Below are 13,879 nucleotides of genomic sequence, written 5' to 3'. Positions count from 1 at the left end.
TGTAGGTGAACCGTGGGGGACGTGTTTTTGTTATTTATATGAACTATAAATGAAAAAAACGATTATGGCTTACAAAATAGCTTTTTACGACACGAAACCCTACGACGAACGCTCGTTTACGGAGGCTAATGAGAAATTTGGCTTTGATATCAGGTATTACAAAGGCCATCTGAATATGAATAATGTGGTGCTGACCAAAGGAGTGGATGCGGTCTGCATCTTTGTAAACGATACGGCTGATGCCGAAGTGATCCGGGCGATGGCGGATAATGGCGTTAAACTGTTGGCTTTAAGATGCGCGGGGTATAATAATGTGGATTTGGCGGCAACGGCAGGTAAGATGAAAGTGTTGCGGGTGCCGGCGTATTCGCCTTATGCTGTTGCCGAATTTACAGTGGCATTGATGTTGTCGCTCAACCGTAAGATTGCCCGTGCCACGATGCGCACACGCGATGGAAACTTTTCTTTGCACGGACTGATGGGATTTGATATGCATGGCAAGACTGCCGGAATTATCGGTACGGGTAAGATCGCCAGGATTCTGATTCAGATATTACGCGGATTCGGCATGAATGTGCTAGCCTACGACCTCTATCCCGATTATAATTTTGCCCGTGAGCATCAGGTGGTTTATTGTACCCTGGACGAACTTTATCATAGCTCGGATATCATTTCGCTGCACTGTCCATTGACAGAACAGACCAAATATCTGATAAACGATTATTCCATCAGTAAAATGAAAGACGGAGTGATGATTATCAATACGGGGCGCGGACAGCTGATTCATACCAATGCCTTGATAGAGGGGCTGAAGACCAAGAAGGTGGGATATGCCGGCCTGGATGTATATGAGGAAGAGGAGCCTTATTTCTATGAAGATAAGTCCGATAAGATTATTGATGATGACACCTTGGCCCGTCTTCTGTCTTTCAACAATGTGATTGTGACCTCCCATCAGGCGTTTTTTACCAAAGAAGCCATGACGAATATTGCTCAGACTACTTTGCAGAATGTGAAAGACTTTGCAGAAGGTAAACCTTTGGTGAACGAAGTAACGGTGGGGAGAGCCTAGTCTCCCCTGTAGTAATACAATAAGGAGTGGCGGGCTATAAAGTCCGCGTTCTTTTGAACCAGCTCCTTTTCACCGGATCCGGGAATTTGTGCATCGGGGATATAGTGGTTGTTTATCAAATATTCCATCAGGTCCGGCGGACATTTGGTGGGGACGGTCAGCAGGCTGAATGCCTCTTGGGCAGCCGTTGCTGCATCATACATCGGGTTAAGAGGATCACTGATGCATCTGCATAGATCCTTCGCCAGCAGAATACCTTTTTCGGGATTTACCATCATGATGAAATCTTGATGATTTTTCATTTGAGGCAACGTGTGATTGGGATCATCCGGCCATTGTAATATTTGGGTCAGGAAACGGTGCAGTTCCTTATAGCCTTCCAGATATACGATACGGGCTCCGTTTGTACCTTGCGTGAACAGTTGGAAAGTATGAAGGTTTCTTTCCTTCCTCTCGTCCGGTATTTCGGGAATGGCAGGGTACAGTCCTTCTATCTCTTCCCAACATCCGGTTGCTCCGTGGGCCAGCAGGTCGATCCACTCATGAAGAAACAGGGCAAGCGGACCGCATGGAATGATGAACTTGTCGGTCTCTGTAACCTGGGCAATGTATTCTTGCACAGAGGGTTCTGTGAGGTAAGTGTGTCCGAACAGCCAGCGTAGTTTGTGATTGGCGTCCTCTTTTCCTTTGAATCCCATGAAGAAATCCTGTAACGTGTCATTTGCGGGAGCCATTTCATATTCCTCCTCCAATATCTGGAAAAATGAATGTGCGGTTTCTTCGATATTCTTGTCCATCGGATTGATATACGGATGTTTATATGGAGCCTTTTCCAAGGTGTTCCAAAGGATGAAGCGGATGTCTTCCTCATTGATTTCATCCTTCATATAATCCGGCCGGATGGTATAGAAAGGAAGCGACGTATCATACAGCTCCAGATGCTTTTGGATGAATGCTTGCCATAGACCTGATCCTGAGATGACATCTTCCAAATAAGCGGCGGTGTAAAGGCATAGCTTCTTTTTAGTGGATTCGGGAATCTCTCTTATCGTACAGGTGGAGTATAACCGGTTGGCCAGATCGACGAAATATCTGTCTGTGGCCTGTTGCTGGGTATAGGGATGAATGGCCAGCCAATCTTTTATGTATAATTTTATAGTTTGCATATAAGTTTACTTGAATGATTATTTATTGCAAAGATATTCCTTTCGTTGTAAAAAGGAAGAAAATATCGGGATATTTACTTTATCTTTGCCATATTCTAACTTTGAAATACCTATAGAAATGGAAATAGATTTAACAACCCCTGCTTTATTATTTTCTGCCATATCGCTGATTATGCTGGCATATACCAATCGTTTCCTTTCATACGCCCAGTTGGTGCGTACGCTGAAGGATCAGTATCGTGAGAATCATTCGGCTGTTACGGCGGCACAGATTTCTAACCTCCGCAAGCGTCTTTATCTGACACGTGCCATGCAGGTGACAGGCATCGGGAGTTTGTTGCTATGTGTGGTCAGCATGTTTTTAATGTATATACAGTTCTACCTCATATCTGTATATATATTTGGCCTGGCGCTTGTGTTGCTCATTCTTTCTTTGACCATTTCTGTGCGCGAGATTTATATTTCGGTCAAGGCGCTGGAACTGCATCTGAGTGATATGGATTCTTGATTTAAAATGTTCTGGAAAGAACTGTATCTGCGGTCATAACATGCATTGGTTGCGGAAATTCCCGTAATAATTACCGGCATTCAACGTAAGGAGGCGGCTCTTGTTTTTCTTTTAATTTCTGTTTCATACTGTAAAAGTAGTCATTTCATGAAAATCATGTTATCTTTGTAAGGAAGAAAAATAGAAATAAAAATGAAGAATTGGATAAAAACGGTTTGTCTCCTGTTTTGTGCCTCTGTAATGTTTACGGCGTGTATTGATGATGATGTGGAGGAAGGTGTCATTGAGTTGCAGCCGGGAGAGCGTGTTCCTGCTTTTTCAGTGACCATGGATGATGGCCGGACAGTAACTTCCGGAAGTCTGAAAGGAGAGGTTTCCCTGATTGTGTTTTTTCATACAGGATGTCCGGACTGCCGGAAAGAACTTCCTGTGCTGCAAAAGATATATACGGATTATGGTCAAAGAATCCGGATGGTTTGTATCAGCAGGGAAGAGGGTCCGGCAGAGATTGCCCGTTATTGGGACGAGAATCATTTGACGTTGCCTTATTCGGCTCAGGAAGACCGCACTGTATATTATCTGTTTGCAAAATCGGGAATACCTCGTGTTTATGTCGTAGACAAAGAGTTGGTTATCCGTAGTGTCTTTACGGACAACCCGTTGGCTGGTTATGAAGATCTGGCTGAGGCTATAGAGGCGAATTGGTGATTTTGTCTTTGTTCGTAAATAAAAGAACGAGTTATCCAAAAGGGCTGCATCATGGGTAAACCGTAGTTTTGGCGGGCCGCAATCGGATTCCCGTCAGGCTGCAGCCGGTGTCTTGTCCATCAGCAGGCTTCGTTCTGTCTGTCCGTTTTCCGGGTTCAGTGTGTTCGTATCCGCCTCCTTTTTTCGGCGTGTGGTCATCCTCCGCCTCTTGTATCTTTCTCTTCCTTCGTTTGTTTTTGGGATAAAAAAAAGGCAAAAGTGGTGGCAGCAGCCCCTTTTACCACATAAAGAAAGGTGCTGCCACCACCCTCCGGAACTCCCTGTTCATGGTGGTTTCATGAGAGTGGGTGGTAGCAGTGGCAGCAGTTTTGCAAAACGCTGTTGTAGGTGGGCGAGAATTGTGAAAAATATTTTAATACTTCTATTATTGTCAATGTTGAAAAAGACTATCCGGAGAAAGAACTGAAAGTCCTATTCGTAAATCGCGTACCATTATGTAGGTATCTTCGGCTTATGTATGATTGGGTATATACCTGGAAAAGGGGATTGTGCCGGGCTTTTATGAATTGTAATTTTGCAACCAAATAGAGAATGAAAATGATTTGTAAGATTGCATATATTTTTTTATTTATAATTTGTAGCAATGTGTCTTTTTTATGGGGGCAGACATTTGTATTCCGGGGAACAGTACTGGATGAGCAGACTCGTAAAGCGTTGGATTACGCTACTGTTCAATTGTTTGTGGATGGGCAGATTGTTTATGGGGGAATAACAGATGCGAACGGACATTTTGAACTTCTACATATCCATTCTGGAACTTATCGGGTCATTGTATCCTATTTGGGATATGATTCTACAGAAAAAGGAATGAAGGTCACCGGGGATATTTCGGCAGTCTTTTATTTAAAACCTTCGGTCATGGCGCTGAACGAGGTGGTGGTGACCGCTTCTGAGTCAAAGCGCGCTACCAGCGCTTCCATCGTTGACCGTACAGCCATGAAACATCTTCAGCCCGGCAGCTTCAGTGACTTGATGGAATTGGTACCCGGAGGAAAGTCGGCTGATCCTCAGATGGGGCAGGCCAATCTGATCCGGATACGTGAAACAGGAAAGACGGAGGATATCTCTTCATTGGGAGTTGGGTTTTATATGGATGGTATCTCCATGAATACGGATGCGAATCTGCAATATATGCCAAACAGTACTTCCGCAGTGAATGCAACGAGCACAATGTCAAAAGGGATGGATATGCGTACCATCTCAACCGATAATATTGAGAAGGTGGAAATCATTCGCGGCATTCCTTCCGTGGCTTATGGCAATGTGGCAAACGGTGCGGTGATCATTCAGCGTAAAATGACTGAGAGCCCCTTGTCCGCACGTTTTAAGGCTGATAAAACCAGTAAACTGTTTTCTGTAGGCAAGGGAATTCGGCTGGATGGGAACGGACGTTATGTATTGAATGCTGATCTAAATTATCTGGAGTCCAAAATAGATCCGCGCAACAGTGTGAAAAATTATACTCGCCTTACTGCTTCCGCCCGCTTGGATGGCAAATGGTTATGGAATGAACGTAATATTCATTGGAATATCAGTTCCGATTATACCGGCTCGTTTGATGATGCGAAGAGGGATAAAGATGCGACAGTAAAGGAAGATTCCTATAAATCGGACTTTAACAGCTTGAAGATAGCGGGGAAATGGAGCATGAAGTTTCCGGCCCATTTATGGATTCGTGAGGTTGGTGTGACCACTTCTGTCAGTCAGCAGTGGGAGAAGATGCGTGAAATAAAGTCCGTATCTCTGAATCGTCCGGCAGCTATTGCTACTCAGACAGAAACCGGAGAGTTTGATGGCATCTATCTGCCTTATAATTATGTGGCACAGATGGATATTGATGGTAAACCTTTATATGTTACGGCTTCCGCCCGTATGCGGTTGGCTTTCCCGTTGGGTGTATTACAGAATGCGATGAATATGGGGATGGAATGGAATTATCAGAAGAATTTGGGAGAAGGCCAGGTATTCGATGTGACACGGCCCATCAGTGAAAGTTTGAGTACACGTCCGCGCCGTTTTAAGGACATACCGGGGCTGCAACCTTTCGCCCTCTATGCCGAGGAGGTGTTGAATCTTCCTGTAAATAGACATAAATTGGCTTTTACGGCCGGTATCCGTTTGCAGTCCTTATTGGGGCTGGACACTGAATATAAGATGCAGGGCAAGATATATCCCGATCTCCGTCTGGACTTGCAATGGAATTTGCCGGTTTCAAACGGATGGAATGTTGCCTTTTCGGGAGGTTTGGGCTGGATCAGCCGTATGCCGACCACCGCACAGTTATATCCGGATTTTAAGTATGTGGACTTGATTCAGTTGAATTATTACCATACCAACCCGGATTATCGCCGCATCAATATGATGACATATAAATGGGATCATACAAACTATCAGTTGGAACCGGCACGTAACATGAAATGGGAAGTGCGGGCCGACGTCAGCTATAAGGGAAACCGTCTGTCGATAACTTATTTCCGCGAACGGATGAACAATGCTTTTGATGATGTCACTTATTATAAGTCATTGGCATATAAGCTATATGATCCTGCAAGTATCGACGGCTCAGCTTTGACGGCTCCTCCCCAACTTTCTCAGTTGACTTATGCGAATGAATATAATCTGGATGTGTATTCCACACTAGGCAATGTAATGAAGGTGCGTAAAGAAGGAGTGGAGTTTCAGTTCGCTTCCAAACGAATCGAATCGCTCAAGACCCGCGTCACTATGTATGGAGCCTGGATAAAGACAATTTATAATTCGGATTCTCCTCAATATAAGGCCTCTTCTATATTGTTGGACAATAAACAGCTGAAATATGTGGGATTGTACAATGGAGACAACGGAACAGAAAGCCAGGCATTCAATACGAATTTTATGTTTGATACCTATATACCGCGTTTGGGACTTACTTTCTCCACGTCGGCACAATGCACTTGGTATACCAACAGACGGAACTTGTGGAATAACGGCGTGCCGGTAAGCTATATCGATCAATCCGGTGAAACGCATCCGTTTCGCGAAGAGGATAAAAACAATATTCAGTTACAACATCTGGTGGAGAAATATTCAGCCACTTATTTTGAGCGTACTACCGTGCCTTTTTATATGGATATCAATCTGAAGGCGAGTAAACGGATTGGTAAGTATCTGAATCTGGCTTTTTATGTAAACCGGCTTTTGGGTATTTATCCTGATTATACATTACGGGGCGTACTGCAACGGAGAACGTCCGAATCGCCTTATTTCGGCATGGAAATGAACTTGACTTTTTAGTAAATGAACAATAAAACAAAAATGAAGATGAAAAAGAATCAATTGACAATGTCAATCCTTTTTGCAACGATGCTGGGATTTACCGCATGTAGTGATGATGACAAAGTGAGCATATCCACTGTAGGTATTACCACTACTGTAGATACAACTATCGAGGGGCTGCAACTGACCGGTGGAACCTATACTTTTGAAAATGTAAATACATCTGTCAAGACAGACATTGTCTATCCGGCTCAAAGTATTGAATTGGCGGACGGGCTGTATAATGTAACGTTCATAGGTAAGGGAACTTACTCGCAGAATGGAACTCCGGTGGAAGTCGATGTACAGGGAGTGCAACAGAATGTGGCCGTATCCGGAGGGGCATACAAGTTGGAACTGAAGGTTCATGTGCTCAATACAGGTGACCCCGATTTTGTGATTGCCGAGATATTTATTCCCGGAACTTATAATGAAGCAGGCAAGCAATATAATGGCGACCAGTATGTACGTATCTATAATAATTCGGATAAAGTTTTGTATGCGGATGGATTGATATTTATGGAATCACAATTCTCAACCACTCTGAAATATCAGTCGGTAGATCCGGATGTCATGGATGAAGCTATTGCGGTAGGCTCTGTTGTAGCGGTGCCGGGCAGCGGAACAGATTATCCGGTACAACCGGGAGAGTCCTTTATCCTTTGTGACAATGCGGTCAATCATAAAGAGGCTAATCCGAATTCTATAGATTTGAGTAAGGCCGATTTTGAGTGGTATGTTGAATCAAAGCTAGATGTGGATAATCCGGCTGTTCCCAATCTGGATGTTTATTATTGTTATTCCAAAACTATCTGGGTGCTGAATAAACAGGGAAATCGTGCCTATGCTATCGGCAGATTACCCAAAGGCATGACTAAAGAAAAGTATATTTCAGACTATGCATACAACTATACGTATATCTTGCAAAGTGGAACAGCCAGTAAACCGCAAAGCAAATATAAGTTCCCCAATGAATGGGTGATTGATGCCGTCAATGTAGGTGCTTCCAATGAATGGCAGTGGAATGTTACCTCTACCGTGCTGGATATGGGGCATACTTATATCGGTGTGAATAATACCGTTGCAGAGAACATCGGAAAGTGCGTGATGCGTAAAGCTGCCTATAAGGATGGTGATCGGGAAGTATTGCAGGATACAAATAACTCTACCGTTGATTTCACACCTGCGGCTGTTCCGAGCCTGTTTAACAAATAATTGAATCCGTCCTATTGATCTATAAATCTTTATTATTCATGATGCGAATCCGATTTATCATTACGTTGCTGATTGCTTTATTTGTGGAGAGTCGGCAGGAAGCCTTCGGGCAGACTGCCGACACACTCTCCCTGTCCGATAAGGTAATCCGTAGCGCTTCATTCGCGACCGGATTTCGTGGTGAGGTATGGCGGAATCCGGCACTTTATTATTACTATACTCCGTATACATGGACAAGGCTGGACGTAAATGGAGTTTATCATGATAAAGGAAAAGCATCTTTGAAACAGGAAGGTGATAAGGATACCCGTATCGGGGTAGATGTCAACTCTTTCGTCATTCTTTCGGAACGTGATCGTGTGTTCGGTTCAGCAGGATACAGGAGTGAGAAGCAGGAGAATGTGTTATGGAATGAAAATATAGACTGGAAACTGATTGCTCCTTACGTGACCGGTGATTCCATTGGTGGTTTCCTGAAGGGAGAAACTTATTATTTCAATGGAGGTTACGCCAGTGAGTCAGGTTCCTGGACATGGGGAATCACCGGTGGTTACAGGGCGTCTCATAATTATCGGGATAAAGATCCGCGTCCACGTAATACAGCTTCCGATCTCTCTTTTGCCTTGGGAGCAGGATATCGTCTGGGGACATATCGTTTGGGAGTTTCCGCAGATTTCCGGCTTTATCAGCAGAAAAGTGAGATTTCATTCCTTGCAGATAAAGGTTCCATTTCGGTATACCATACGTTGGGATTGGGCATGGATTATGTGCGTTTTGCCGGAAACCAGACCGGAACGAAGCATCAAGGCATCCGGTGGGGAGGAAGCATAGGCATTCTGCCGGCTGATACGGAGGAGGGGGTATCGGCCACAGTCTCAATAGACCGTATGTCGATGGACAAGAAATTGAGCAATGCCAATCATCTCACTTTGCTGGAATTGAATACGACTGATTTGAAAGGAAACGTGACTTGGATGCGGGAACTTCAGCAGACAGAGCACCTTGCTGTGAAACTGGATGCAGGCTATACTGTCCGTAAAGGAACGGAGAATATTTACGGAGAGGCGGGCGGAAGTTCCTATGGAGCATTAATCAGCACATCTCCGGGAATGAAGGTCACGAATAGTCGGATTGCCGTAAGTGGTTTGTGGGAGAAGTTTTTGACCGATAAAGGTGTATGGGGAGGAGCAATTGTCCCAAATATAATCTACCATCGGTTAGAGACGGATTACAACGCCGTATCCCGGTTTGTTCACCTGTCTGCTCTGGAAAGTTCTTTGCGTGCCCGTTTGCAGTATCAGAAGAGGCAGCTGCGATTGACCGCAGAAGCTACCGGTGGATATTATGCCGGTTTATCGGCTGAATATTCTTTACCGGGATTGGATGCCGCGAAGTCGTCCGCCCGGACTTTATTGGCGAATATTGACTATTTATCTGATAGCTATAGTCTGGTAGGAATTCGTCTGCAAGGGGATTATCCCGTCATGAAACAGTATAACCTGTCTTTGTCTGTTCAATGGCAGGCTGCGTATTATAAAAAATGCGGAACGGCCCGGTATGCCGCTTGTTCACTGGGCATCTTTTTTTAAAAAATAAAAACAGTTAGCTTATGAAATTTAAGTTTATGGTCGCTGCAACCTTAATGGCAGCTTTAGTAACTATTACTTCTTGTGGAAACAGTAACAACAAACAGAGTCAGTCCGAAAAAACGGGGCAGGCGGCTCCGGAGGTATTGAGTGTCGATAATCTGCTGGCGCATGCCGATTCACTGCTCAACCGTGAGGTGACCATCGAAGGAATCTGTACACATACCTGCAAGCACGGAGCAACAAAAATATTCCTGATGGGCAGTGATGATACCAAAACAATTCGTGTGGAAGCCGGACCTTTGGGCTCGTTTGACACCAAATGCATCAACGCTATTGTCACAGTGACCGGAACGTTAAAGGAACAGCGGGTAGACGAAGCTTACTTGCAGAACTGGGAGGCTAAACTGAAAGCACAGACTGAAAAATCTCATGGAGAAACTGCTGCCGGATGTGATTCGGAAAAAAAAGCACGCGGCGAAACAGCCAACACTCCTGAAGCCCGTATTGCGGACTTCCGCGCAAAGATAGCAGAAAGAAAAGCTGCTGCCGGGAAAGATTATCTGTCATTTTACTATATGGAAGCCAGTTCTTATGAAATCGCGGAGTAAAAGTACTGCATTCCGCAAGTGGAGCCGGACCATCCATCGTGATCTGTCTTTCTTCTTTGCGGGAATGATTTTGATTTATGCTATTTCGGGTATCGTGATGAACCATAGGGATAGCATAAATCCCCATTATACAGTGACACGAACGGAATATAAAATAACAGAGGATCTGTCGGATAAGGGTAAAGTTAATGAGAAGATGATTTTGACTTTGTTGGAACCGCTGGACGAAGCCGGAAATTTTACTAAATATTATTATCCGGAACCGGATCAGATTAAGGTTTTTCTGAAAGGAGGCTCAAGTCTGGTGATTAACACCCGGACAAAAGATGCTGTCTACGAGGGGGTGAAGCGCCGTCCGCTGATCTCTTCCATGGTACAACTCCATTTCAATCCGGGCAAGTGGTGGACTTGGTTTGCCGATGCCTTTGCTGTCTGTCTGATTATTATCACTGTCAGCGGTATAGTGATGATAAAAGGTCCTAAAGGATTGTGGGGCAGAGGAGGAGTCGAGTTGGTGGCCGGTATTCTGATTCCTATTCTTTTCCTGGCGTGTTTCTAATAGCAAACGAAAAATGATTTATAAAGCATGAGTGCAATTATAGAATGTAAGAACCTGACCCATTATTACGGTCAACGCAAGATTTATGAGAACTTGAGTTTTGAAGTTCCTCAAGGGCGTATCTTGGGGTTGTTGGGTAAAAATGGCACAGGGAAAACGACAACCATTAATATATTGAGCGGTTATCTTCAGCCGCGTTCGGGCGAATGTCGCATCTTTGGTGAGAACATTCAGACCATGAATCCTGCTTTACGCAGGAATATCGGCTTATTGCTGGAAGGGCATGTTCAATATCAGTTTATGAATATCACACAGATAGAAAAGTTTTATGCTTCTTTTTATCTGGGACAATGGAAAAAGGAGGCTTATTATGACTTGATGAATAAACTGAAGGTAGCTCCGGGACAACGTATCTCAAGAATGTCGAACGGACAGCGTTCGCAAGTGGCATTGGGACTGATTCTGGCACAAAATCCGGAGTTGTTGATTCTGGATGATTTCTCTTTAGGACTTGATCCGGGCTATCGCCGTCTTTTTGTGGATTATTTACGTGATTATGCCCGTTCCGAGAACAAGACTGTTTTCCTGACTTCCCATATCATTCAGGATATGGAGCGGTTGATTGATGATTGTATTATGATGGATTATGGCTCTATCCTTATTCAACAGCCTATTGAAACGTTGATGAAAGAGCTGAGAAGATATACTTGTACTGTGCCCGAGGGTTATCAGCCTCAGTTGCCGGCAACTTGCTATCATCCGGCTGTCATTCGTCAAACTTTGGAAACGTACTCTTTTTTGCCTCCCGTGGATGTGGAGAAACTATTGAAGGAAAGTCAAGTTCCCTTTACTGGTTTGCAGCACGAAAATGTAAATCTGGAAGATGCCTTTATCGGTCTTACCGGAAAGTATTAATATGTAAATAAATAGAAGAAATATGATACAAGCCATATTTTACAAAGAGTGGATAAAAACGCGTTGGTATTGGTTGCTGGCAACTCTTTTTATGATAGGGATCACAGGATATTCCATGCTTCGTATTGACCGCACCATTGCCATACAGGGAATCGATCATTTATGGGTGGTGATGGTCCAGAAGGATGCTATATTTATTGATTTGTTGCAATTTGTCCCTTTACTTATCGGTATCTTGCTTGCGGCCGTACAGTTTTTCCCCGAGATGCAACGTAAGTGTTTGAAACTTACTTTGCATTTGCCTTATTCACAGAAGAAGATGGTCATGTCGATGTTGGCCTATGGTGTACTTGCACTGGTGACCTGTTTTACTATGAGTTTTATTATGATGGGAGTTTATCTGCCACAACATTTTACAAGTGAGTTGGTGCAGCGTATCTTATTATCTGCGGCTCCCTGGTTCCTTGCCGGATTTGCCGGTTATCTGCTTGTTTCATGGATTTGCCTGGAACCCACATGGAAGCGCAGGGTTTTGAACCTGATTATTGCGGCATTGATTTTCCGTGTCTACTTTCTGGCTCCGGGACCGGAGGCTTATAACAGTTTCTTGCCTTGGCTGACACTTTATACGCTGCTTATCGCTTCTCTTTCGTGGATTTCTGTGGTACGGTTCAAGGCCGGTAAGCAAGACTAACCGAATGTTTATTACTAAAAAAATCAAACAAACATGATTCGATTCAGCAAACTATTTTTTTATGTTACTGTGGCTGTCCTGCTTGTATGGCAGTTACCTTGGTGCTATGCTTTTCTCACACTGAAGCCTGCCAAAACTCCTTTTACTATGTATAGTTCCGTACTTGGTGATTTTGTTATTACACAGCTGGATGAGAATAAGCAACTTCACCGCTATGATACGAAAGGCAATACATACACACAACAGCAGGTAGACAGTTTGTTGCCTTCTCTCTATGTACGCCAGCTTACGGCGGACGAACGTTTCCCTGATACCATTTGTGGCAAGGCAGTTAGTCCGAAAGATATTCAATTGACAAACTTTACTTTCAAGAGTGTGCCGTCAGCCATCAATGCTCCCCAGACAGGACTCTATTTCCTGATGGAGTCCATGTCCAAACGGGTGGATTTGAAAATGCCCGAAGATGCATTCCGTTTTACCGATAAAGGTATAGAATTTATTCGTATGGAGACGAATCGTATCGATGAGGCGAAAAGCAAATTGTTTACGGATATGCTGGTTCAGAAGGGGTTTGCTTTTCCTGCAAGCTATGCTTCGGGCAATCCGACTACCCGTAAAGACTATGATGAGGGATATCTGGTTTTAGATGCCAACCATAAACTGTTCCATCTGAAGTGCACCAAAGGACGTCCGTATGTGAAAGCAATCCGGTTGCCTGAAGGAGTCTTGCCGGAATATGTGTTTATTACTGAATTCCGTAGTCACCGGACTTTGGGGTATATGGTAGATAGCAAGCATCATTTTTATGTTATCAATAGTGATGGAAGTTTGGTGAAATCAGCTCTCCCCGGTTTCGATCCGGCAAAAGATGAGTTGACCATCTTTGGAAATATGTTTGACTGGACTGTAAAGTTATCGACAGATAAAGGTGATTGTTACTATGCTGTGGATGCTACAGATTATTCACTGATTAAAGAACATGCCTATAAAGATATCCGTCGTTCTGTTCCGGGGTTGTCTTTTACATCTCCAGATGACAAATTTGTAAGACCTCGTTTTTGATGTGAATTTGGCAGGGGAAGCGTAAAATACTAATATTTTACTTTGTATTTCCAAGTGTCAAGTTCACCATAAAATAAAAACTCTTGCAATCCTTGTGATTGCAGGAGTTTATCTATAATGTAATTGTCTAAATTACTTAGCCAGAGCTTGAGCTACGTCAACCGCACAAGCCACTGTACATCCTACCATCGGGTTGTTACCGATACCCAGGAATCCCATCATTTCCACGTGAGCAGGAACTGATGAAGAACCGGCGAACTGAGCATCTGAGTGCATACGGCCCATTGTATCGGTCATACCGTATGAAGCAGCTACACTGCATCCCTGTAAGTCTTTGCAATCTGTTATTAATCAATGCTATAATAGCAATGGGTAAACTCCTTGTTAGTAAATAAAAGAACGAATTATCAAAAAGGGCTGCATCGTGGG

At 43.8% G+C, this 13,879-nt stretch carries 12 protein-coding genes and 1 pseudogene; 11 read left to right on the top strand and 2 right to left on the bottom strand.

Features of this window, described 5'->3' with window-relative positions; all coding sequences use genetic code 11:
* The first annotated feature begins 64 nt into the window (after positions 1-64).
* On the top strand, positions 65-1,072 hold the full coding sequence (locus tag ACYQ0C_RS15030) for a 2-hydroxyacid dehydrogenase (protein ID WP_016275776.1): 1,008 nt from the start codon (positions 65-67) through the stop codon (positions 1,070-1,072).
* On the opposite strand, the gene ACYQ0C_RS15025 is transcribed toward ACYQ0C_RS15030, so the two are convergent.
* Positions 1,069-2,238: a DUF3843 family protein gene (locus ACYQ0C_RS15025; RefSeq protein WP_016275777.1), complete on the bottom strand. Its 1,170-nt coding sequence runs from the start codon at positions 2,236-2,238 to the stop codon at positions 1,069-1,071. The genes ACYQ0C_RS15030 and ACYQ0C_RS15025 overlap by 4 nt on opposite strands.
* A gap of 118 nt (positions 2,239-2,356) precedes the next feature.
* On the opposite strand from ACYQ0C_RS15025, the gene ACYQ0C_RS15020 reads away from it, so the two are divergent.
* The 10 genes from ACYQ0C_RS15020 (at position 2,357) to ACYQ0C_RS14975 (ending at position 13,450) form a co-directional block, all read left to right on the top strand.
* Entirely contained in the window at positions 2,357-2,746 is a 390-nt protein-coding gene (locus ACYQ0C_RS15020; protein ID WP_016275778.1) for a DUF2721 domain-containing protein, read from the top strand.
* A gap of 192 nt (positions 2,747-2,938) precedes the next feature.
* A complete protein-coding gene (locus ACYQ0C_RS15015; protein WP_016275779.1) occupies positions 2,939-3,454 on the top strand; it encodes a TlpA family protein disulfide reductase in 516 nt (171 codons plus the stop codon).
* A gap of 597 nt (positions 3,455-4,051) precedes the next feature.
* Positions 4,052-6,787: a TonB-dependent receptor gene (locus ACYQ0C_RS15010; protein WP_032941697.1), complete on the top strand. Its 2,736-nt coding sequence runs from the start codon at positions 4,052-4,054 to the stop codon at positions 6,785-6,787.
* A gap of 21 nt (positions 6,788-6,808) precedes the next feature.
* Positions 6,809-8,023, top strand: a complete 1,215-nt coding sequence (locus tag ACYQ0C_RS15005) for a DUF4876 domain-containing protein (protein WP_025018704.1) — start codon at positions 6,809-6,811, stop codon at positions 8,021-8,023.
* Positions 8,024-8,061: 38 nt separating this feature from the next.
* Positions 8,062-9,612 carry a DUF6850 family outer membrane beta-barrel protein gene (locus ACYQ0C_RS15000; RefSeq protein WP_016275782.1) on the top strand — a complete coding sequence of 517 codons (1,551 nt, stop codon included), beginning with the start codon at positions 8,062-8,064 and terminating at the stop codon, positions 9,610-9,612.
* Positions 9,613-9,632: 20 nt separating this feature from the next.
* Complete coding sequence (locus ACYQ0C_RS14995) at positions 9,633-10,220, top strand: hypothetical protein (protein ID WP_016275783.1); 588 nt, start codon at positions 9,633-9,635, stop codon at positions 10,218-10,220.
* Positions 10,204-10,779, top strand: coding sequence for a PepSY-associated TM helix domain-containing protein (locus ACYQ0C_RS14990; protein ID WP_016275784.1), 576 nt, complete (start codon positions 10,204-10,206; stop codon positions 10,777-10,779). Before ACYQ0C_RS14995 ends, ACYQ0C_RS14990 begins: the two co-directional genes overlap by 17 nt.
* A gap of 27 nt (positions 10,780-10,806) precedes the next feature.
* Positions 10,807-11,694 carry an ABC transporter ATP-binding protein gene (locus ACYQ0C_RS14985; RefSeq protein ID WP_016275785.1) on the top strand — a complete coding sequence of 296 codons (888 nt, stop codon included), beginning with the start codon at positions 10,807-10,809 and terminating at the stop codon, positions 11,692-11,694.
* Positions 11,695-11,716: 22 nt separating this feature from the next.
* Positions 11,717-12,388, top strand: coding sequence for a hypothetical protein (locus tag ACYQ0C_RS14980; RefSeq protein ID WP_016275786.1), 672 nt, complete (start codon positions 11,717-11,719; stop codon positions 12,386-12,388).
* Positions 12,389-12,421: 33 nt separating this feature from the next.
* Positions 12,422-13,450 carry a DUF4857 domain-containing protein gene (locus ACYQ0C_RS14975; protein ID WP_016275787.1) on the top strand — a complete coding sequence of 343 codons (1,029 nt, stop codon included), beginning with the start codon at positions 12,422-12,424 and terminating at the stop codon, positions 13,448-13,450.
* A 132-nt stretch (positions 13,451-13,582) separates the two neighbouring features.
* Here the strand turns inward: ACYQ0C_RS14975 and ACYQ0C_RS14970 are convergent.
* Positions 13,583-13,759 (bottom strand): annotated as a pseudogene (locus ACYQ0C_RS14970) (GGGtGRT protein); the annotation flags it as partial.
* Positions 13,760-13,879 lie beyond the last annotated feature (120 nt).

The sequence above is a fragment of the Phocaeicola sartorii JCM 17136 = DSM 21941 genome (assembly GCF_054653615.1).
This window is presented reverse-complemented; position numbering and strand designations above follow the sequence as displayed.

What these genes read in the sequence shown, in the direction of transcription:
- ACYQ0C_RS15030 (WP_016275776.1), top strand. Translation starts at nt 65, where the DNA reads ATGGCTTACAAAATAGCTTTTTACGACACGAAACCCTACGACGAACGC.
- ACYQ0C_RS15025 (WP_016275777.1), bottom strand. Translation starts at nt 2,238, where the DNA reads ATGCAAACTATAAAATTATACATAAAAGATTGGCTGGCCATTCATCCC.
- ACYQ0C_RS15020 (WP_016275778.1), top strand. Translation starts at nt 2,357, where the DNA reads ATGGAAATAGATTTAACAACCCCTGCTTTATTATTTTCTGCCATATCG.
- ACYQ0C_RS15015 (WP_016275779.1), top strand. Translation starts at nt 2,939, where the DNA reads ATGAAGAATTGGATAAAAACGGTTTGTCTCCTGTTTTGTGCCTCTGTA.
- ACYQ0C_RS15010 (WP_032941697.1), top strand. Translation starts at nt 4,052, where the DNA reads ATGATTTGTAAGATTGCATATATTTTTTTATTTATAATTTGTAGCAAT.
- ACYQ0C_RS15005 (WP_025018704.1), top strand. Translation starts at nt 6,809, where the DNA reads ATGAAGATGAAAAAGAATCAATTGACAATGTCAATCCTTTTTGCAACG.
- ACYQ0C_RS15000 (WP_016275782.1), top strand. Translation starts at nt 8,062, where the DNA reads ATGATGCGAATCCGATTTATCATTACGTTGCTGATTGCTTTATTTGTG.
- ACYQ0C_RS14995 (WP_016275783.1), top strand. Translation starts at nt 9,633, where the DNA reads ATGAAATTTAAGTTTATGGTCGCTGCAACCTTAATGGCAGCTTTAGTA.
- ACYQ0C_RS14990 (WP_016275784.1), top strand. Translation starts at nt 10,204, where the DNA reads ATGAAATCGCGGAGTAAAAGTACTGCATTCCGCAAGTGGAGCCGGACC.
- ACYQ0C_RS14985 (WP_016275785.1), top strand. Translation starts at nt 10,807, where the DNA reads ATGAGTGCAATTATAGAATGTAAGAACCTGACCCATTATTACGGTCAA.
- ACYQ0C_RS14980 (WP_016275786.1), top strand. Translation starts at nt 11,717, where the DNA reads ATGATACAAGCCATATTTTACAAAGAGTGGATAAAAACGCGTTGGTAT.
- ACYQ0C_RS14975 (WP_016275787.1), top strand. Translation starts at nt 12,422, where the DNA reads ATGATTCGATTCAGCAAACTATTTTTTTATGTTACTGTGGCTGTCCTG.